The 19,118-nt window shown below is 45.3% G+C and carries 22 protein-coding genes; 14 read left to right on the top strand and 8 right to left on the bottom strand.

Translation table 11 applies throughout. From position 1 onward, the window contains the following. Positions 1 to 96 precede the first annotated feature (96 nt). Both DK423_RS06705 and DK423_RS06700 read right to left on the bottom strand, forming a co-directional pair. Positions 97 to 1,836: a DUF3413 domain-containing protein gene (locus DK423_RS06705; protein WP_061886566.1), complete on the bottom strand. Its 1,740-nt coding sequence runs from the start codon at positions 1,834 to 1,836 to the stop codon at positions 97 to 99. A 4-nt stretch (positions 1,837 to 1,840) separates the two neighbouring features. Further along, a complete protein-coding gene (locus tag DK423_RS06700; protein ID WP_005559423.1) occupies positions 1,841 to 2,065 on the bottom strand; it encodes a YejL family protein in 225 nt (74 codons plus the stop codon). Between the two features lie 126 nt (positions 2,066 to 2,191). On the opposite strand from DK423_RS06700, the gene yejK reads away from it, so the two are divergent. The 4 genes from yejK (at position 2,192) to cpxA (ending at position 5,864) form a co-directional block, all read left to right on the top strand. After that, a complete protein-coding gene (gene yejK / locus DK423_RS06695; protein WP_005559425.1) occupies positions 2,192 to 3,217 on the top strand; it encodes a nucleoid-associated protein YejK in 1,026 nt (341 codons plus the stop codon). Positions 3,218 to 3,282: 65 nt separating this feature from the next. Then, positions 3,283 to 3,696 carry an outer membrane protein assembly factor BamE gene (gene bamE, locus DK423_RS06690; RefSeq protein ID WP_005559427.1) on the top strand — a complete coding sequence of 138 codons (414 nt, stop codon included), beginning with the start codon at positions 3,283 to 3,285 and terminating at the stop codon, positions 3,694 to 3,696. Between the two features lie 39 nt (positions 3,697 to 3,735). Next, positions 3,736 to 4,431 (top strand): response regulator, encoded by a 696-nt coding sequence (locus tag DK423_RS06685; RefSeq protein ID WP_005559429.1) that lies wholly within the window; start codon positions 3,736 to 3,738, stop codon positions 4,429 to 4,431. A gap of 44 nt (positions 4,432 to 4,475) precedes the next feature. Continuing rightward, positions 4,476 to 5,864 carry an envelope stress sensor histidine kinase CpxA gene (gene cpxA, locus DK423_RS06680; protein WP_005559431.1) on the top strand — a complete coding sequence of 463 codons (1,389 nt, stop codon included), beginning with the start codon at positions 4,476 to 4,478 and terminating at the stop codon, positions 5,862 to 5,864. Positions 5,865 to 5,921: 57 nt separating this feature from the next. Here the strand turns inward: cpxA and gltS are convergent, their stop codons facing one another. From gltS to DK423_RS06655, 5 genes are all read right to left on the bottom strand, one after another. Beyond that, positions 5,922 to 7,130, bottom strand: a complete 1,209-nt coding sequence (gene gltS / locus DK423_RS06675) for a sodium/glutamate symporter (RefSeq protein WP_005559433.1) — start codon at positions 7,128 to 7,130, stop codon at positions 5,922 to 5,924. Between the two features lie 165 nt (positions 7,131 to 7,295). Then, positions 7,296 to 7,730: a D-aminoacyl-tRNA deacylase gene (gene dtd / locus DK423_RS06670; RefSeq protein ID WP_061885847.1), complete on the bottom strand. Its 435-nt coding sequence runs from the start codon at positions 7,728 to 7,730 to the stop codon at positions 7,296 to 7,298. Beyond that, positions 7,727 to 8,557: a virulence factor BrkB family protein gene (locus DK423_RS06665; RefSeq protein ID WP_061885848.1), complete on the bottom strand. Its 831-nt coding sequence runs from the start codon at positions 8,555 to 8,557 to the stop codon at positions 7,727 to 7,729. The genes dtd and DK423_RS06665 overlap by 4 nt, the downstream gene beginning before the upstream one ends. Continuing rightward, positions 8,554 to 9,030, bottom strand: coding sequence for a YchJ family protein (locus DK423_RS06660; RefSeq protein ID WP_005559436.1), 477 nt, complete (start codon positions 9,028 to 9,030; stop codon positions 8,554 to 8,556). Before DK423_RS06660 ends, DK423_RS06665 begins: the two co-directional genes overlap by 4 nt. Before the next feature lie 2 nt (positions 9,031 to 9,032). Further along, positions 9,033 to 9,701, bottom strand: coding sequence for an MOSC domain-containing protein (locus DK423_RS06655; protein ID WP_005559438.1), 669 nt, complete (start codon positions 9,699 to 9,701; stop codon positions 9,033 to 9,035). A gap of 125 nt (positions 9,702 to 9,826) precedes the next feature. On the opposite strand from DK423_RS06655, the gene DK423_RS06650 reads away from it, so the two are divergent. From DK423_RS06650 to DK423_RS06635, 4 genes are all read left to right on the top strand, one after another. Continuing rightward, positions 9,827 to 11,323: a helicase HerA-like C-terminal domain-containing protein gene (locus tag DK423_RS06650; RefSeq protein ID WP_061886953.1), complete on the top strand. Its 1,497-nt coding sequence runs from the start codon at positions 9,827 to 9,829 to the stop codon at positions 11,321 to 11,323. Between the two features lie 83 nt (positions 11,324 to 11,406). Then, positions 11,407 to 11,766 carry a helix-turn-helix domain-containing protein gene (locus tag DK423_RS06645; RefSeq protein ID WP_005559442.1) on the top strand — a complete coding sequence of 120 codons (360 nt, stop codon included), beginning with the start codon at positions 11,407 to 11,409 and terminating at the stop codon, positions 11,764 to 11,766. Beyond that, positions 11,673 to 12,584, top strand: a complete 912-nt coding sequence (locus DK423_RS06640; RefSeq protein ID WP_109043930.1) for an IS3 family transposase — start codon at positions 11,673 to 11,675, stop codon at positions 12,582 to 12,584. The genes DK423_RS06645 and DK423_RS06640 overlap by 94 nt, the downstream gene beginning before the upstream one ends. Positions 12,585 to 12,816: 232 nt before the next feature. Then, positions 12,817 to 13,632, top strand: coding sequence for a class I SAM-dependent methyltransferase (locus tag DK423_RS06635; protein ID WP_005559446.1), 816 nt, complete (start codon positions 12,817 to 12,819; stop codon positions 13,630 to 13,632). A gap of 89 nt (positions 13,633 to 13,721) precedes the next feature. Here the strand turns inward: DK423_RS06635 and DK423_RS06630 are convergent, their stop codons facing one another. Further along, positions 13,722 to 14,615 carry a LysR family transcriptional regulator gene (locus DK423_RS06630; RefSeq protein WP_061886954.1) on the bottom strand — a complete coding sequence of 298 codons (894 nt, stop codon included), beginning with the start codon at positions 14,613 to 14,615 and terminating at the stop codon, positions 13,722 to 13,724. A 299-nt stretch (positions 14,616 to 14,914) separates the two neighbouring features. Here DK423_RS06630 and DK423_RS06625 point away from each other — a divergent pair, with 299 nt between their 5' ends. The 6 genes from DK423_RS06625 (at position 14,915) to DK423_RS06605 (ending at position 19,100) form a co-directional block, all read left to right on the top strand. Next, on the top strand, positions 14,915 to 15,760 hold the full coding sequence (locus DK423_RS06625) for an aldo/keto reductase (protein ID WP_061886213.1): 846 nt from the start codon (positions 14,915 to 14,917) through the stop codon (positions 15,758 to 15,760). Positions 15,761 to 15,966: 206 nt separating this feature from the next. Beyond that, positions 15,967 to 16,293 carry a type II toxin-antitoxin system RelE/ParE family toxin gene (locus DK423_RS06620; RefSeq protein ID WP_061886214.1) on the top strand — a complete coding sequence of 109 codons (327 nt, stop codon included), beginning with the start codon at positions 15,967 to 15,969 and terminating at the stop codon, positions 16,291 to 16,293. Further along, on the top strand, positions 16,286 to 16,570 hold the full coding sequence (locus DK423_RS06615; RefSeq protein WP_061886215.1) for an addiction module antidote protein: 285 nt from the start codon (positions 16,286 to 16,288) through the stop codon (positions 16,568 to 16,570). The genes DK423_RS06620 and DK423_RS06615 overlap by 8 nt, the downstream gene beginning before the upstream one ends. Positions 16,571 to 16,931: 361 nt before the next feature. Then, positions 16,932 to 17,354, top strand: coding sequence for an aldo/keto reductase (locus DK423_RS11605; RefSeq protein WP_005559451.1), 423 nt, complete (start codon positions 16,932 to 16,934; stop codon positions 17,352 to 17,354). A 38-nt stretch (positions 17,355 to 17,392) separates the two neighbouring features. Further along, positions 17,393 to 18,067, top strand: a complete 675-nt coding sequence (locus DK423_RS11600; RefSeq protein WP_005559453.1) for an aldo/keto reductase — start codon at positions 17,393 to 17,395, stop codon at positions 18,065 to 18,067. Between the two features lie 52 nt (positions 18,068 to 18,119). Then, positions 18,120 to 19,100 (top strand): aldo/keto reductase, encoded by a 981-nt coding sequence (locus tag DK423_RS06605; protein WP_005559455.1) that lies wholly within the window; start codon positions 18,120 to 18,122, stop codon positions 19,098 to 19,100. The last annotated feature ends 18 nt before the right edge of the window (positions 19,101 to 19,118 follow it).

Here is a 19,118-nt window from a genome sequence, read left to right as displayed (position 1 = left end):
ACATCGTATTTGTCCAGATATAAATTGACTGCTAGTATAAAGCGAGCAACCTTAAAAATATAATCGGTTTTGGCTATTGGTCAGGCGGATTTGTAATCATTTTTCCAAAAATGAACGCTCTTGATTAAACACTTCCAAAAACAGCCCTAACGGCGGTCTCGCGGAGGAAATTTTCTGATAAGTGCGGTCATATTTTTGATAGTTTCCGCGGGTATCAATATGATATTGCGTGCCATCCGGCTGAATAATCACATTCCAGCGATAATTGGACACCAATACCCAATCTGGGGTCTGGTTCAAGTCAAACAAATCACGTCCCTGCGCGTAATCGCCAATGGGGTTTTTCACCTTGAAAACGTGTTTCATTAACGCCGGCAACACATCCACATGAGAGGTTAATTTTGTTACTTTGCCTTTCGCCAAACCTTGCCAATGCACGATCATCGGCACCCGCACTTTATCTTGGGCAAAATAGTGATTTTCTTCTTTCTCCGTGAGCTGCCGGAAAGTATAGCCATGTTCGGCAGTAATAATCACCAGCGTATTAGGCAAATCCAATTGCGGCAAAATCTGCCCTAATAATGCATCAATTTTGGTACGTTCCTGCGCATAATTCTCCGGTGATAAATTTGGTTTAATATCCAAGCTCAAATAGCCCCAGAACGGTTTGCCCTGCGTTTTTGCCGTCTCCAGCCAACGTTGGAAAGCATTTATCGCCCCTTGATTGGAAGTGTCACCGATCAGTTTGGTCTGCTGATAAATCGCACGCCGTAAAATGCTGGAATTAAACTTTCTGCCGGAAAACAGCCCTTGCGCGTATTTCTGTTGCGCCATGTGTTCAACCAGTGCGGAAGGAATTTTGCTGCTCAATAAACTGTCGGTATAATTTGCATTCAAACCATAAAATAAGCCTGTTAAACCGGCGTTATTGTTATTGCCGCTACTATAATGATTGGTAAATTGCGTGGAATCGGCGGCGAACTGCGCTAAATTCGGCATGCTCTCTTCAGTGATGGCATCATAACGCAAGCCGGAAACCGTAATCAGAACGATATTTTGTTTATCCGCCGGTTCATCAAAAATCAGTGGGTTTTTCGGATATTCAATCGCCAACGCATCCAAGCGGCCCTCCTGTGCCAACCGTTCGGCGTATTCCCGCTTGTTGATAAAACCACGCTTTTCTAATAGTGAGCGGGCAGTCATCGGATAGGACAACGGAAAATTGGAACGCTGCATCGTAATCGGACGATACAAATACGCGTCCGCCCACGCATAAATCAGGTGGGTGGCGCTAAACGTACAAACAAAAAAGATGCCTACGCCCTTCAACCATTTTTGCCGTTCCAAACTGCGTAATTTTTGCCAAGACCAACGGGAAAACAACATTTGCATTAATAAAATCAACGGCATAGGTACGAAAAAAAGCTGCCAGTTGCGGGAGAGTTCACCGTTTTCCGGATTCACCAGTAAATTCCAGACCAAGGAGGAAAGGTGAAGATTAAAGCGAACAAAAACTTCTGTATCCACTAATAATAATGTGTTGCTAATGGTTGCAAGAATAACGGTCAGCCCGCGAAAAGTGCGGTGGTTTTTGACGATAAAACTGAGGGGGAAAATCACCAGTAAATAAAAGGCGAAAACAATAAAGCTGAAATGCCCCAATAAACTGATGAAAAAATACACTTTGCCGAATAGGGTGTCGGGCCAGTCGATAATAAAAGCATAACGGGCGCCGATAAAAATCGCCCATAGAATATTAAAAAAAGCAAACCAGTGGCCCCACGAGATTTTTTGCGAGGTTTCTTCACGATATTGTTTGCTGTTAAATTTCCACATAATGCTATTGGTTCGCCGTGTTAACGGAATTCAGCAAAGCGTCGGAGAAGGCTTTCGCCAGCACTTGTCGTTGCTGCTTTCCGACACTGCCGAGCAGTAAATTGGTAGTCATATTGCCCAACACGATTAAGGATAAATCCAGCGGCGCTTGATGTTTTTCAAGCACTGCAATCATGTCGTTGAGAATTTCATCTATTTGTTTATCTTGATATTTTGATTGAATTGCCATGTTTGGTTGGTCTGCCGATTTAAAATGCCGCATATATTAACCGATAATTGCGCTAATCCTAACATATTTTGTTAGTTCTGGTAAAAAGTGCGGTTATAATAGGCGGAGTTTTTTAAGGACAATTTCATGAGCATTACAGTTAAACAAATTATTCTCCACCAAATTATTAAGTCCAATCAAACCGAAGCGGAAAGCGCGTCGCAACTGCATAGCGTATTACGTGAACAAGTGCTGACGATCACGCCGGAAGTGGAACAGATGATGTTGCAATTACACCAAAGCTATCAAAACAAAGCAAAAGGTTACGGTGTTTTTCTGGACTCCTCGGTGTTTGCCCAAAGTCTGAATCGCTTGCTGGAAAATGAACTGGAATTTCTGCCGTTCAGCTATGAAGCGACGAATTTATTGATTAACGAACTGGGTAAATATAATTTTGCCGATAACGGCACCTTGGTTTTATGCCAATATAATTTTCTCGCCACTGATTACCTGTTTATCGCGTTATTGGATAGTCGTGTCAGTATGTTGGTGGATGACAAACTGGAAATTCAGCGCACCGAATATTTAGACATCACCCAATTTGATGTGGCGGCACGCATTAACTTGACCGACCTGCAACTTAATGCCAATTCCAATCGTTACTTAACCTTCATCAAAGGGCGCGTAGGACGCAAAATCGCGGACTTCTTTATGGACTTCCTCGGCGCGGAAGAAGGACTTAATCCGCAAGTACAAAATCAATGTTTGTTACAGGCTGTGAGTGATTACTGCGCGCAAGGTGAGTTAAATCGTGAACAAACCCAGGCGGTAAAAAAACAGGTATTTGAATACTGCAAAGGGCAGATAAATAGCGGCGAAGACATTGAACTTACGGAACTTTCCGGTGAGCTGCCGACTCTAAACCAACAACCTTTTGCCGAGTTTACTCAAGCGCAAAATTACGGCTTGGAAGAAAATATACCGCCGGTTCGCACCGCACTTAAGTCGCTCACGAAATTCTCCGGCTCCGGCGAGGGGGTGACCATTAGTTTTGATGCCGAGTTAATTAATCAACGTATCATTTGGGATGAAGCCGCCGATACGCTTACAATTAAAGGGCTCCCACCAAATTTGCGCGATCAGTTGCAGCGCCAGTTAAAAGAACAGAATTAGTTTGGCAATTAATTAAACTTTCGGTATCATCGTCCACATTATCCAGAGAATAAAAAGGCAAAGAAATGCAATTCAGATCTGTTGTAACCGCACTTATTTTCGCGCTCAGTGTTACCGCCTGCTCCACCGTCAATAAAGTTGTTTATCGTATTGATGTGCCGCAAGGCAACTATTTGGAAGCCTCAAAAGTTACGCAATTAAAAACCGGCATGACAGCCCAACAGGTTCAGTATTTACTCGGTACGCCGGTTCTCATCGATCCTTACAGCAACCACACTTGGTATTACGTTTACTTACAACAAAAAGCCTATGAAACGCCGGAACAACACACGCTGGTCGTACATTTTGACCAAAATGACACCGTAAGCAACTTTGACTTGGACAAACCGTTACCGAATGACGGTAAAGTAGAAGTGAATAATACCATTATCACGGCACCTGACGCGCAAGCTAAGCGTTGGTGGCAATTCTGGAAATAATCTTCATTATTTTTATTTGTAACCCAAAAGGCTTAACCTATGGCTAAAATTTTACTTGTTGATGATGATGCGGAACTCACCGAACTGTTAGCACAATTATTAGATTTAGAAGGCTTTCAGGTGAATGTCGCAAACAATGGTAAAGAAGCATTGGAATTACTTGACCATAGCTATGATCTCATCCTATTAGACATTATGATGCCGGTCTTAAACGGTATTGAAACATTAAAACAAATCAGAAAAACCTATTCCACGCCGGTCATGATGCTGACTGCCCGCGGTGATGATATTGATCGTATTTTAGGGCTTGAATTAGGGGCGGACGACTACCTGCCGAAGCCGTTTAACGATCGTGAATTGGTTGCGCGAATTAAAGCGATTTTAAGACGTACTGCACAGGCAAATAGCGCAAAAGATCCGACAGATGTGGATAAAATCGAGTTCGGCGGCATCGTGTTTTATCCGGGACGCCAACAGGCAATGTTGGGTTCAAAAGATCTTGAACTCACCGGCACCGAATTTGCTTTATTACTAAAACTTATTACTCATCCCGGGTTAATTCTGACTCGTGAAGAGTTAAGCCTTGAAGTTTTGGGCAAGCCACTTACACCTTTCGATCGTGCCATTGATATGCATATGTCGAATTTACGAAAAAAATTACCGGCTCGCTCCGATGATCTCCCATGGTTTAAAACACTTCGTGGTCGCGGTTATTTATTAATAGCGGAAAAATAACAATAAAGGCTATTTTTATATAGCCTTTTTCACACCTAATTATCATGTTCAGAAAAGAATTTATTTTTAACTCACTCACCATACGAATTTTCACTTTCTTCTGGCTCACATTTTCCATTTTACTAATCTTTATTTTTTTATTACCTTATTTTGATGCGCATATTTACTCGGATTTAAAAGAGCATGAAATGGTAAAGTATCAAAAAGAAATTACAACTTCGATGCGTAACAATCAAATTTCCCGTATTTTAGCAGGGATTCCAAGTTTCCCTAATGATCGATTTACCCCTCATCCTGTACTAATCTCGCCGAGTGGGCAAATTCTCGGTGCCCTCCCTGAGGAAGAAAAATCAGTACGTCAATTTATTTTTAATAACGCTTCACTGGATCAACCGTTAAAAAAAATCTATTCCAATATTCAAATTGTCGGCCCGTTTTCTCTGTACTTAAATCCTGAGCATAATCAATCTTATAGCTTATATTTTGTCAATCAGATCAATGCGCAGAAAGAGATTCTAAACTACATTTTTGATCGCCCGTTTTTCCTGATCATCTTAGTCATTTTAATTTCCACACCATTATTGTGGTGGCTATCACGCAGTATAGGTCAGCCTATTCGTAACTTACAACTTGCAGCAAATGCCGTTGCCATAGGAAATTTAAAAATTAATAAAAATCTTGAAACCAAGGGGTTGATCGAGTTGCGTCAAGTAGGACAAAGTTTTAACCGCATGATGCTCTCTCTTGAAGAGGTATTGTCAAATCAGCAATCGTTATTATCTTCTATTTCTCACGAATTAAGAACACCGCTGACCCGTCTACAACTGGCAACGGCGTTATTGCGCCGTCGCTTAGGTGACAGTAACGAAATTCAGCGTATTGATACGGAAGCACAACGTTTAGATAAAATGGTCAGTGACTTGCTACAGCTTTCCCGTCAACAGCTGAATAGCCATCTGGAAAAAGACATCTTCCCGATACCTTTGCTTTGGAAAGAAATTTTAGAAGATGCAAAATTTGAAGCAGCTCAACGAAATATTCGTTTTAACGTGGAACAAGGCATCGCCCATCCTGAACAGTATTACCTCAATGGTAACCATGGACTTCTTGCAAGTGCGGTGGAAAATATTGTCAGAAATGCGTTGAAATACACAAAATCAGCAATTTCCGTCCACATCTATAGGCATGAAAATGACTTATTTATTCGTATTGAAGATAACGGTGCAGGCTTACCGGAAGATGAATATGAAAAAATCTTTAAGCCGTTTTATCGCGTTGATGAAACGCGTACCCGCGAAACCGGTGGCACCGGCTTAGGCTTATCCATTGTTGCCAATACAGCGAAAGACCATCACGGCGCAGTCTGGGCAGGGAAAGCTGATCTGGGTGGCTTAGCCGTTATCTTACGCTTACCGCTTTGGGTAGCAAAATAATTTAACAAAAAACCCCATTTGAACAACTCAATGGGTTTTTTGTTTCTATAAATTCAATTAGTGCAATGCCGATACCACGAATAAAAAGACTTTGAGCACGGAAGCATTTACCAAGTCGATGAAGAATGCGCCAACCATCGGTACAATTAAGAAAGCTTTATGTGACGGTCCAAAACGGCTTGTCACAGCCTGCATGTTCGCTACTGCCGTCGGTGTTGCACCAAGACCGAAACCACAGTGACCGGCACTTAATACTACTGCGTCGTAATCTTTACCCATTATGCGGTAAGTCACATAAACCGCAAAGACTGCCATAAGAACAACCTGAATTGCCAAAATGACCATGACCGGTAACGCCAACCCTGCTAATTGCCATAATTTTAAGGACATTAATGCAATAGCTAAGAATAAGGACAGACCCACGTTACCCAAAACATCTACGGCAGAATCGGCAACATTAAACTTGAAAATATGAGTCAAAGAATTACGAATGACGACCCCGGTAAACAAACACCATACGAATGTTGGCAATTCAATGACGGTACCTTTTGTGTGTGCATCCAAGAACTGACCGATAAGCAAACAGCATGTCATCATGGTAATCGTTTCAATCAGTGAACGGGTTGTAATTTTACGTTGGTAAGTAGGGTGCTCAAAAGCTTCTTGTACATCATCGACATCATCGCTTTCCGGATTCTCGCCATGTTTCATTTTCCCTAATAAATGGCGCGCCACCGGACCGCCGATAATACCACCGGAGACCAAACCAAAGGTGGCACAAGCCATGGCTAATTCCAAGGCGCCTTCAAGGTGGAATAACTCTGTTAATTTACCGGCCCATGCCGCACCGGTACCGTGTCCGCCGGTTAAGGTGACCGAACCGGCAATTAGACCGTAAGCAGGGTCGATACCGAGTAAGACCGAACCTGTTACACCCACGATATTTTGTACAGTAATCAATAATGTTGCTGCAATCACAAAAATAATTAACAGTTTACCACCTTTTACCAAGCGCGCAAAGTTAGCACTTAAACCGATGGAAGAAAAGAATACCAACATCATGGTGAATTGCAAATTCGTATCAAACATAAAAGACAATCCCCAGCCTTGATATAAAACGGTGAGAATAATCGCGACTAAGAAACCACCCACAACCGGCTCAGGAATATTATAGCTTTTCAATAAGGAAATACGTTTTACCAGAAAATACCCAAGCAACAGCACAAAGCCTGCCAGTGCGAGGGTTTCAAAAGTATTGAAAGTCATAGAACATCCTCTTTTTAATAATGAAATCCCGGTTATTGCTAATGATTTTAAACACCGGGAATTTTTATGCGAAGAATAAAAAATTTTTATCGATCACGGAAGGAATTTCAATTTAGCAGAAAAATCAGGTGACTGCCAGGGAAACGCATAAAAATTTCATCCGGTCTAACAACTTAACCAAAATGTGACGGGACCGTCATTAACCAAGCTCACCTGCATATCCGCCGCAAAACGTCCGCATTCCACTTTTAATTTTTCACCGCACTTTTGCACGAAATACGCATAAAGCTCATTTGCCAACGGCGGTGGCGCTCCTTTAGAGAAACTTGGGCGTAGCCCTTTTTGCGTATCTGCCGCCAAGGTAAATTGCGACACCACCAATAATTCACCGTCGATTTGCTGCACATTCAGATTCATTTTGTTATCTGCGTCGCTAAACACGCGATAATTCAACACTTTCTCCGCCAGTTTATCCGCTTTTTGTCGGTCATCATCCTTTTCTACGCCCAACAGCACCAACAATCCCTCGCCGATTTGTCCGACAACCTCACCGCCTACTTCTACTTTTGCCTGGGTTACCCGCTGAATTAACGCAATCACTGTCCCACCTCCTGATAATTTATTTGTTTTTTCGACCGCACTTCCGCCAGCACCGCCGCCAGTTGCGCGCCGAGTAGCACGAAAGTCCAGCTTAACTGAATCCATAACAGCATAATCGGCAAGGTCGCCATGGCGCCGTAAATTAATTGATAAGACGGAAAGGTCACGATGTACCAAGCAAATGCTTGCTTACCCAGCGTAAAAAACACTGCGGCAATCAGCGCCCCGGCAGCGGAATGTTTAATGCTGACTTTTTTATTTGGCACCACCATATAAATCACGGTGAAAATAAACCAGGTGGAAAGAAACGGCACAAAACCAAGTAATTTCAAGCCGAAAGAAGAGGCGGCAGAATGCTCAAACATAGTTTTTACATAAGAACTGGCGGCAATACTGGTGCCCACTAACAGCGGGCCTAACGTCAAAATCAGCCAATAAATCGCAAAAGAAGTAAAAATCGGGCGGGTGCTGGTGTCGTGCCAAATGCCGTTCAAGGTGCGGTCGATGGAATTAATCAACATCAATGCCACCACAATTAAACTGATTATGCCCACCGCACTCATCTGTTTGGAATTATTCACAAATTCATCAATATATTGCCCCACCACATCGCCGGCGGACGGGGCAAAGTTAGTAAAAATAAACGCTTTCAACGCACCGGTAACTTCGTTAAACACCGGAAAAGCAGAAAAGATAGAAAACACCACCATAATCAGCGGCACAATAGCAAGCATGGTGCTGTAAGTCAGATAACCGGCGGCTTGTGTGAGCTTATTGTGATTAAACCGTTGCCAAAACAACGTACAAAAGGATTTCAGATCAATCATAACAATCCTCCGCAGCAATGCTTAAATTTTTTGTCGGATCCGCATACGCAAGGCTGTTTCATGGTCGGTAGCGGCACCGTCGGATCCACAAAATACCAACGCCCATCAATTTTTACAAAAATCAAACGTTCATGATGCGACTGCTCACCGTCCTCGCCCTGAAAAACGGCGTTAAATTCCACCGCACTTTGCACCTTCGCCAGAGTTTCCGTGTTCAGAATCTGCAAACCAAGCCATTGCGTATTTTCCGCCCATGTTTGAATAGACTGCACGTTCAGCAGCTTTTGCTGGCTCGGCACGGTGGTTTCCACAATATACGGCACATTTTTTAACACATACGCGGCATAGCGCGAGCGCATGAGTTGTTCGGCGGTTTCGGGAAACTGTGCGTAAGAATGAAAATGCCCGCAGCATTCCCCATAGGTTTTCCGGGACTGACAAGGAGGGCAATGGGAATCGAAAAGTGCGGTCATTTTTAACCCTGTTTTTGTTGTAACTTGGTAAGCTGAGAATGCAACGAACGTTTAAACGCCGGCGCCAATACCTCAAGTGCCAACGCCTGTTCCAATTCGTTAATCGTGTCGGGTGCCGAAAGCAAACGGTTCAAATGGCGAATGGTAAAGTCGGGATGCGGACGCGACTGCAAAATTAATTTATCGCCCCGCTGAATTTCCCCCTTGCGCACCACCCGCACATACCAGCCCGACCAACCGGAGCGATACACGGTTTGTTGTGTGTTCGGATTATTGGTATTTTTAGACAGGCGTTCACAAGGTTTGCGCGGCTGCGACACTTCCACCACGCAGGAGCCAATTTGATAAATATCACCCACGCACACGGAATCTTCATTCAGCGCGGAAACCACAAAATTCTCGCCGTAAACCGCCGTGCCCTGATAAGAAAAATTTTCGCCTAATAGCGAATTTAACGCCGGAAAGGCATCTGCCGACATAAAAAACAGCGCTTTATCGACGCCACCATGATGGGCTTTCAATCCCACATCATTGCCTTCCGCACCGAGCGCGTGAATTTTCACCGCTTCCACCGGCGTCTTACGAATAGCGCTTTCATAGCGCGAGCCGTCGGCAAAGGTAAGCTGTTGCACCTCGCCAATTTTAATGATCAAAATTTCTGCCATTGTCATCACTTTCCCCGTTATTTTCTGAAATGTGTGGAATTATACCGTAAAAACAACTTATTTTTTGACCGCACTTCTATTTTTAAATATCATGCGGGAAATTTATCCGTCATTTATCAGGAACAATCAATATGCAATATTTACTCGCCCAAACCGAACAAAATCAACAACTCGGCATTACCGCCAAAATGGCAAACCGTCACGGCTTAATTGCCGGCGCCACCGGAACCGGCAAAACCGTCACCTTACGCAAAATGGCGGAAGCCTTCAGTGACGACGGCGTGCCGGTATTTCTGGTAGATGTGAAAGGCGTATCAGGCTTGGTGCAAGCGGGCGCCATGCAAGGCAAAATCGCCGAACGTATCGAACAGTTCAATTTAGGCGGTGAAAGCTATTTAAGCGGTTATCCCGTGTCCTTTTGGGATGTTTTCGGCGAAACCGGCATTCCGCTACGTACCACCATTTCCGAAATGGGACCGTTGTTGCTCTCCCGCTTATTGAATTTAAATGCCACCCAAGAAGGCTTGCTCAATCTGGTGTTCCGCGTTGCCGATGACAAAGGCTTATTGCTTATCGATTTAAAAGATCTGCGTGCCATGTTGAAATATGTGGCGGAAAATGCCAAAACCTTCCAGGTGGAATACGGCAATGTGTCCGCCGCCAGCGTGGGCGCCATTCAGCGTGCATTATTAACGCTGGAAAATGAAGGCGCGGCGAATTTATTCGGCGAACCGGCGCTGAATCTGGAAGACTGGTTGCAAACCCGCGACGGTCGCGGCGTCATCAATGTGTTAAATTCGGAAAAACTGATCAATTCCCCGCGCATGTACAGCGCCTTCCTGCTTTGGTTAATGGCGGAATTATTTGAGCAATTGCCGGAAGTGGGCGATCCCGATAAACCGAAATTCGTCATGTTCTTTGACGAAGCCCATTTATTGTTCGACGGCGCGCCAAGTGTGTTGGTGGATAAAGTGGAACAGGTTGTACGCCTGATTCGTTCCAAAGGCGTGGGCATTTATTTCGTGACCCAAAACCCGCTGGATTTGCCGGACACCGTGCTCGGTCAGCTGGGCAACCGCATACAACACGCACTACGCGCCTTTACGCCGCGCGATCAAAAAGCGGTGAAATCGGCGGCGGAAACGTTCCGTTCCAACCCGAAAGTCAATGTGGTAGAAACCATCTCCACCCTTGGCGTGGGGCAAGCGCTGGTCTCTTTCTTAGATGAAAAAGGCATGCCGACACCGGTGGAAATCGCCTACATTTTCCCGCCGAAAAGCCAATTGGCGCCGATTACCGCCGAACAACGCGCAGCGTGGGTGAAAGACGACGACTTGTACGCGTTCTATAAAGATTATGTGGATAACGAATCGGCATTTGAAGTGTTAAATGCGCAGGCGGATCTCGCCGCCGTAGCGCAAAAACAGGCGGAGCAAGCCAAACAGGAAGAAGAAAACGGCATTATGGGCAACCTCAGCCGCATGATTTTCGGCACCAAAAAACGCGGCGAACAACTCTCTGTTACCGAACAAGTCGTCAGCAGTGTGGCAAAATCCGTCGGCCGCAATATTCGCAACCAAGTGACAAAACAAATCATGCGCGGCATTCTGGGCGCGTTTAAGAAGTAAAATTCACCCGTAAAAATGACCGCACTTTGATCTGCACCCCAAAAGTTGGACATCACAACCAACCAATTAAGGTGCAGATTTTTATGGGTAAACATTATTCAATCGAATTCAAACATCACATTGTCAAACTTGTCTTAGAAGAACATTGGGGCATTCGTGAAGCCGCACAACACTTCCATATTGCCGCCCATTCTTCCGTTGTTGTCCGGTTGCAACGCTTTGAAAAATACGGTATCAATGGGTTACATCGTCAACCTGCCACAGCGAGAAAAGTGAAAATGCCAAAGCGAAAAGAAACGCCACTTTGCGATAATCCTCAAAATATCAAAGCGCTATTAAAACGCATTGAATATTTGGAAGCGGAGAACGCCATCTTAAAAAAGTTCAAGGAGCCGGACGAACAAAAAGCCCGACAGAAAAAAGGGACATCGTCAACGCGTTAACAGACCGGCATTCGACACCGTTGTTATTGAAGATTATCGGGCTTGCCCGTTCGACCTTCTATTACACGACGAAAGCCAAAGAGCACGGCGACATGCGCCGACGTATTTTAGCCCTTTATCAGCAAAACGAAGGGCGCGATGGGTATCGAATGATTCGGATAAAACTGCGAAAAGAAGGAATATTCCTCAGTGGCAAAACGGTGTTGACACATATGCGGGCACTGGGGATTCGTTCTTGTGTGAAAGTGAAACGACGTAAGACAGCGGGGAAAACGAGTCTTATTGCACCGAATTTACTGCAACGCAACTTTAGTGCGACGAAGTTGAAAGAGAAATGGGTGACGGATGTGACCGAACTTCGGGTGGGGCGTGAGAAACTGTATCTTTCTCCAATGATGGACTTAGCCAATCAGGAGATTATCGCCTTTACAACGGGACGACGCCCGACATTCGGCTTGGTTTCGTCAATGTTGAAAAAGACGCTGGTTCAGTTAAAGGAAACGGATTTACCGATTATTCACACCGACCAGGGCTGTCTTTACGGGCTTGCCCGTTGGCGGAAAATGTTGATTCGGGATGATGGTTCGCCTTATGCCGTACAGAGCATGAGCCGGCGCGGGAATTGCTATGGCAATGCGGTGATAGAAAGTTTTTTTAGCACGTTGAAGTCGGAATGTTTTTATTCCCGTCAGTTTAAGGACATTGACGAATTAGAACGGGCGATACACGACTATATTCGTTATTATAACGAGGAGCGCATTAAGCCTAAATTAAACAATTTGAGCCCTATGCAGTACAGAGCTCAATATTTAACTTAGGTTTAGTTATCTGTCCAAGTTTTGGGGAGCAGATCAAAGTGCGGTCATTTTTTCAAACGTTTTTCAGCGCCTGCCCTCATCCCATCCTTTAATTAAGAATAATTCTCATCTATAATCTTCCTGTTCTCAAGAAGACAACTCTCGTCTTTTCCCGACGGCAGATTGCGCCGTACTGTCCGCCACACATGACGCTCCACGCGGTTTAACCGCGCGTTTCCACAAGGAGGTAATGATGTTTAAAATTCAGGATGCGGTCAGCGAGACCCTGCTTATTCCGCTCTATATGCGTTATCACGAGTCCCTCAAGCCCGAGCCGATTATTCACGACGCCTCGGCGCTGCGTCTGGTGCCGCAAATTGATTATGATTTCAGTAAGTTTGACACCGCTATCCGCAGTTCGGTGGGATCGGCGATTCGCGCCACCTATTTGGATAGCATCACCAAAGCCTTTATTCAACAACACCAGCAACCGATTATCGTGATGATCGGTTGCGGGCTGGATGCACGTCATGAGCGCGTGGGCGACATCGGCAAAAATGTGCCGTTCTATGAGCTGGATCTGCCCGATGTGATTGCATTGCGCAAACAACTGATGCCGCCGGCGGAAAATGAAATTCTACTTGCCACATCGGCATTTGACACGGATTGGATGGACGAGTTACGCGCTACTTATCCGCAGGCGCAGTTTTTATTCGTTATTGAAGGCGTGCTGATGTATTTCAATGAAGCGCAGGTGAAAAAGCTGTTTGAAGATCTTGCCGCCCGTTTTAGTGGTGGTGAAATCGCCTTTGACATCGGCAGCACTTGGATGAGTCGCAATTCGCAAAAACACCATGACGTGATGAAACATATGCGGGCGCAGTTTGATTACGGCTGCGATGATGATCATGAAATGGAACGTTGGGCGGATAATCTGCACCTGATTTCGGCGAAATATATGTTTGATTTTCCCGCCTGGAAACGTATCGGTTTGTTGCAAGCCGCCATTATGTGGATTGTGCCGACGGTGCGTAAATCTTATCGTTTCCTGCATTATCAAATTAGCTAAAGCGGCATTTAAATTTGGCGCAAAAACAAACCGCACTTTGATTGAGAAAACCAAAAGTGCGGTTTGTTTTCAACGTGTTTTTCCTGTGGTTAGATTTTCAATGCTGTTACCAAGGCTTTAAAGAGCGGTGAGTTTTGCCGGCGGTTTGGGTAGTAGAGGTGATAGCCGTCATAACTGATGGCAACATCGCTCAATACTTCCACCAATTCGCCACTGTCTAAATAAGGCTGCACGGTGTCAATAGGCAACCATGCCAAGCCTTTTCCCGCCAACACGGCACGGCTGATTAAATGGCTGTTGTTAAAACAAAGTTGCCCTTTCGGGTGGAATTGCACCACAGGGGAGGATTGTTTCGCGGGGCGGAAATCCCACGCCATAATGCTGTCGGTGGAGGGCAGTCGGAAGAGTAAACAGTCATGTTCACTCAAATCTTCCACCTTTTTCGGCGTCCCTTTTCGGGCGAAATAATCGGAGCTGCCCACCACCGCCATTTGCATTTTGTCACTTAATCGCACGGCAATCATGTCTTGCGCCACATCGGAACCTAAACGAATTTCTGCGTCATATCGCCCCGCCACGATGTCCACAAATTTGGTGTCGCTGGTGAGTTCCAGTTCCATTTCAGGATATTGCGCGCTAAACGCCATCAATTTATCCCACAACACAAATAAAAAGACGTGATCGTTGCCGTTAATGCGCAACTTGCCTTTCAGGGTGTCGCGGAAAGTGCTTAATGCGTTGAGATTGTCTTCAATGCTTTCAAACAAGGGCAAGAGATTTTGAAACAGCTGCTCGCCCGCTTCGGTGGTGGCAATGCTGCGCGTGGTGCGGTTGAACAGTTTGATGTTGAGTTGTTCTTCCAGCTTGCGAATGGAATGGCTTAATGCGGAGGTGGAAACGTTTAATTTTGCGGCGGCTTTGGTGAAACTGCCTTCTTGCGCCGCGGTGATAAAGGTGCGAAGTTCGTTGATGTTGTCGATCATAGTATGCGTTCTATTGTTGAATATTATTCACAAGGTTATCCGATTTTTTCCTACTAATCAAATGAATAAAAGTTTTCTATAATGCACTCATCAAAACGAAACGCGGAATGATTCTCTCGCCCGCTTGCGTGAGAGAGACAGACGGAAATTGCGTCAGGCAATTTTCGGAAGACGAGAGGGGAAGCGATATTGATTTTCCCCTCTCCCTCCGAAAATTCTGCGAATTTTCTCTACCCTCTCCCGTAAACGGGAGAGGGGATAAAGTAGCCTCAAAATTCAACAAAACAAGGAAAATCAAAATGGAAAAAGTATTCAAATTAAACAATGGTGTAGAAATGCCAATGGTAGGTTTCGGCGTATATCAAGTCAGCGACGAAGAAACCGAAAAAGCCGTGTTAGAAGCCCTAAAAGCGGGCTACCGTTTATTAGACACCGCCGCCGTTTATGCCAACGAAGCGGGAGTAGGGCGTGCCATTAAAGCCAGCGGCATTCCGCGTGAAGAAATTTTCGTCACCACTAAACTGTGGATTCAACGTGAAGACGGCTACGAAAACACCAAAAAAGCCTTGGCAGATTCCCTTGAACGCTTAGGTTTGGATTATGTGGATTTGTATTTAATGCACCAACCCTTGGGCGATGTTCACGAAGAGTGGCGCGCGATGGAAGACTTATACAAAGCCGGCAAAGCCCGTGCCATCGGCGTGAGCAACTTCCACACCGACCGTTTGATGGATTTGATGACTTGCCACGAGATCGTGCCGGCAGTAAACCAAATCGAAACCCACCCGTTCTATCAACGCGACGAAGAAATTGCGTTCCACAAAGAACACGGCATTTTGCAACAATCTTGGGGCCCGTTGGCAGAAGGGAAATTTGACATTTTTACCAACCCTGTTTTAACCAAAATTGCCGAAAAACACGGTAAATCGGTGGCGCAAGTGGTATTGCGCTGGTTAAACCAATGTGGCGTGGCGATTATCCCGAAATCGGTAAAAGTAGAACGTATGCTTGAAAACCGTGATATTTTCAGCTTTACTTTAGACGCACAAGATTTAGCCGACATCGCAACCCTCAACCGCAATGAAATCATCTTCAATCACCGCGATCCGAAAATGATTGCGTGGTTAGCGGAATTTCGTGGGTAAAAGTCAACATTTATAGGGCGGTCAACCGCCCTATTTTTTTATGCCTTCCCATATTTTTCCCTTCTTCTTTTTTATTTTGCGATCCCGCTCGAAAATTTAAAAAGACAAGCTCAACAACGATCAATCGTTCCTTCACATTTCGTCAAGCTCTTAGGTAAATTATTGCGCCTTTGTAGCCAAGTGATTACAATACAGGAAAAAAGAGAATGAACCTCATTGAAACTACCGAAATGTTTGATGATTGGCTCGATGGATTGAAAAATTTACGCGCAAAAGTACAAATTGCGACCCGTATCCGCCGAGCAGAAAATGGGAATTTTGGTGATCATAAGCCGCTGCCCAACACGGGTGGCGTGAGTGAGATGCGAATTGATATTGGCAAAGGTTACCGAATCTATTACGGGCAACTTGGTGAGATTACTTACATCTTGACGAATGGCGGCGATAAATCTACTCAATCTGCTGATATTGAACGGGCGAAACAGATTTTTTCTCAGTTAAAACTTCAGAAAAAGGATACACAACATGATTAAAACCCAACGATTTGATATGGTGAAATACCTTGATAGCGATGAAGCTATTGCAATTTATCTGAACGAAATAGCCGAAACAGGCGACAGCAACGATTTTATTGTGGCATTGGGCGATGTGGCTAGGGCAAAAGGCATCGCGGAAATCGCTCAAAAATCAGGTTTGGCACGTGAAAGTATTTATAAAGCGCTGACCGACGGCGCAAAGCCACGTTTTGATACGGTTATGCGAATAATGCAGGCATTAAATTTAAAACCACATTACGCAACGACAGCTTAGTTCGGTAAACGGCTGCTTTTAATCAACAGCCGTTTTTGTTTGCAAAATCTCCGTCAAAATTAACCGCACTTTTAAGTATTTTGTGTTGATTGTTGAATTCCATTCACAACCTTTTCTTATTTCCCCTATCTAATCAATACAATCTTTTCCTTTTATAATGTTCTTATTCAAACGATACATTATCCTCTCGCCCGCTTGCGGGAGAGAGGCAGACGGAAATTGCGTAAGGCAATTTTCGGAAGACGAGAGGGGAGCGATATTTGTTTTCCCCTCCCCCTCCGAAAATTCTTCGAATTTTCTCCACCCTCTCCCGTAAACGGGAGAGGGGGTATAAAGTAAAAATTCACACAAGGAAAACACCATGATCAACCAATCCAAACGCAATTTATTAAAAACCGGCGGTTTAACCGCATTAGCACTTGGCTTAGGCGGAACGGCAATGGCGAAGCAAGCGGTTAAAAATAGCCCAACTTTTACCAATAACAAGCTGCCGGGTCAACGCAAATTAGGCAATCTCACCGTGTCATCAATCGGCTTAGGCTGTCAGGAGCTTGGGCAGAATATGTACGGCGTGCCACAACCGAGCCGCGAGCAAGGCGTGCGGATTATTCGCCGAGCGTTCGATCATGGCGTGACATTTTTTGACACCGCCGAAGCCTACGGGCCTTTTGAAAGTGAATGCGTTGTGGGGGAAGGCTTGAAAGGCATTCGCGATCATGTGGTTCTCGCGACCAAATTCGGTTGGGATATTGACCAGCAAAGGGGCAGCGCACAGGCAAACTGAATAGCCGTCCTGACCACATCAAACGCGTGGTCGATGCCATGTTGCAACGCCTGCAAACCGACCGCATCGACTTGCTTTATCAACACCGCGTGGATCCGAACGTGCCGATTGAAGATGTGGCAGGCGCAATCCAAGATTTAATGAAACAGGGTAAAGTGCTGAACTGGGGCTTGTCGGAAGTGGGCGAGCAAACCATTCGCAAAGCCCACGCCATTCAACCGCTCACTGCCGTGCAAAGCGAATACTCGCTGTTCTTCCGCGGACGCGAAAAAGACGTAATTCCTGTGTGTGAAGATTTGGGTATCGGCTTCGTTCCGTGGTCGCCGCTGGCAATGGGCGCATTGGGCGGGTATGTCGATGAAAACAGCCGTTTTGAAGCCGATCCAAGCAAAGATTTACGCGGCATTATTCCCCGTTTTACGCCTGAAAATATGCAACACAACGTGGAATTGCTTCAGTTGGTAAAACGCTGGGTAAACCAAAAACTTTGTACGCCGGCGCAATTCTCCCTTGCGTGGTTGATGGCTCAAAAAGCGTTTATCGTGCCAATCCCGGGGACAACCAAAGGTTACCATTTAATGGATAACTTGGGCGCGGATGCGGTGAAATTTACTGCGGAAGAATTAACACAATTCCGCAAAGAATTGGAAGCCATTGAAATTGCAGGCTTGCGTTTGCCTGAAGCGATTTTGAATTTCTCGGAAGCAAAATAAAACGCAGGGTGGGATTTGTCCTGCCATTTTTACTAAAATCAAGGAGAACAGTATGCAAACCCGACAATTAGGTTCACAAGGTTTAACGGTTTCTGCGCTCAGTTTAGGCTGTATGGGCATGACTTTCGGCTATAGCACGGAAATTCCGCAAGAAGACGGTGTGAAACTTATTCGCCAAGCCTTTGATTTGGGCGTCACGTTTTTTGATACGGCTGAAGCCTATGGCGAAGCGAATGAAGTGTTAGTGGGCAAAGGCGTGGCACCATTTCGTGATAAGGTGGTGGTTGCCACCAAATTCGGTTTCAAAAATGGCAATGTGGCGGAGGGGTTGGATAGCCGCCCTGAACGCATTCGTCAAGTGGTGGAGCAATCGCTCAAACGTATGAACACCGATTATATTGATTTATTGTATCAACACCGCGTCGATCCGAATGTGTCAATTGAAGACGTAGCGGGCGCGGTGAAAGACTTAATTGCGGAGGGCAAAGTGAAGTATTTTGGTTTGTCCGAAGCGGGTACGGAGATTATCCGTCGCGCGCACGCGGTTCAACCCGTGTCGGCGTTGCAAAGTGAATATTCGTTAATGTGGCGTGAACCCGAAGCGGAAATTCTGCCGCTGTTAGCATCCCTTAATATCGGCTTTGTGCCATTTAGCCCGTTGGCGAAATCTTTGCTTACCGGCGCGATCACCACCGATACCCAATTCGCGGCGAACGATTTCCGCAACAGCGTGCCACGTTTACAAGGCGAAGCGTTAAAAGCCAACCTTGCCCTAGCCGAATTGGTGAAAAACATTGCCACCGAAAAAGGCGTTTCCCCTGCGCAAATTGCCTTGGCGTGGGTGTTGGCGCAAAAACCGTGGATTGCCCCGATTTTCGGCACAACCAAACCGCATCGTTTGGTGGAAAATTTAGGCGGCGCAGACGTTCGTTTAACGGCTGAAGATTTAGCCCAAATTCAAACCGCACTTTCGCAAATTCAAATTGTGGGTGAGCGTTATAGTGCGGCAGGGCAGGCGATGATTAATCGTTAATAGATAAATCCCCTCTCC

The sequence above is a fragment of the Aggregatibacter actinomycetemcomitans genome (assembly GCF_003130205.1).
GTDB lineage: Bacteria > Pseudomonadota > Gammaproteobacteria > Enterobacterales > Pasteurellaceae > Aggregatibacter > Aggregatibacter actinomycetemcomitans_A.
The sequence above is the reverse complement of the archived record's forward strand: the minus strand, read 5'-3'. Positions and strand labels throughout refer to the sequence as shown.